The 991-nt window shown below is 58.2% G+C and carries 1 protein-coding gene; it reads left to right on the top strand.

What is annotated here, in order from left to right; translation table 11 throughout:
* The coding region (gene tssI / locus CUC53_RS14625; RefSeq protein WP_157798287.1) for a type VI secretion system tip protein TssI/VgrG at window positions 1-991 on the top strand (991 nt) is incomplete at both ends.

Genomic DNA, 991 nt, shown 5'->3' with positions numbered 1-991 from the left:
GGCGCTAAACAGCCCGTTTAATCTGCACCTTGAGTTAGCCAGCGGCCAGAGTGATATCGACTTTGCTGATGTGCTCGACCAGCCCTGCGAGCTGCTGGTGTGGTATCAAGGGGAGCTGCAACGCCGAGTGAGCGGGGTGGTTGCCGAGTTTATGCAGGGGGACAGCGGTTTTCGCCGTACCCGCTATCAGCTGGAAGTCAAACCGGCCCTGTGGCGGCTGGCATTGCGGCAAAACTCGCGGATTTTTCAGGCGCAAAAGCCCGATGAGATCCTCTCGATCTTGCTGCAAGAGAGCGGCATCACCGACTACGCCTTTTCGCTAAAAAATGACCACGCCCAGCGCGAATATTGCGTCCAGTACCGCGAAACTGACCTTGAATTTGTCAATCGCCTCGCCGCCGAAGAGGGGCTGTTTTACTTTCACGAATTTGAACAAGGCAAGCACCGCATCGTGTTTGCCGACCACGCGGCGGCGCTGGCCAAGGGGCCGGAGCTGTTTTTTAACTTGGGCAATCGCTCGTTGGAGCAGGGCCCCTATGTGCGCCAGTTCCACTATCGTGAAGCGGTGCGGCCAAGCGACGTGACGTTGAAGGATTACAGCTTTAAAACCCCGGCTTATGCGCTCTCTCACAACAAGATGGCCAATGGGCTGGAGCATCAGCGCGAGACCTACCCCCATTTCGATTTTCCGGGGCGCTTTAAGCAAGACCCAAGCGGCAAGGCGTTTACCCAGTATCGGCTCGATGCCCTGCGCAATGACGCCGCCCTAAGTCGTGGCCAATCCAACTGCGCCGCCCTGCTGCCCGGTCAAAAGTTCAACCTGAGCGAACACCCCAACAGCGCCCTGAATACCAGCTGGCAAGTGGTGAAGATTGAGCACACCGGCACCCAGCCGCAAGCGCTGGAAGAGGAAGGGGGCGACGGCCCAACCACCATCAGTAACCAGTTTTCGGTGGTAAAAGCGAGCCAAACTTGGCGCAGCCCGCTGCCG

It is taken from the genome of Aeromonas cavernicola, assembly GCF_002795305.1.
GTDB lineage: Bacteria > Pseudomonadota > Gammaproteobacteria > Enterobacterales > Aeromonadaceae > Aeromonas > Aeromonas cavernicola.
This window is presented reverse-complemented; position numbering and strand designations above follow the sequence as displayed.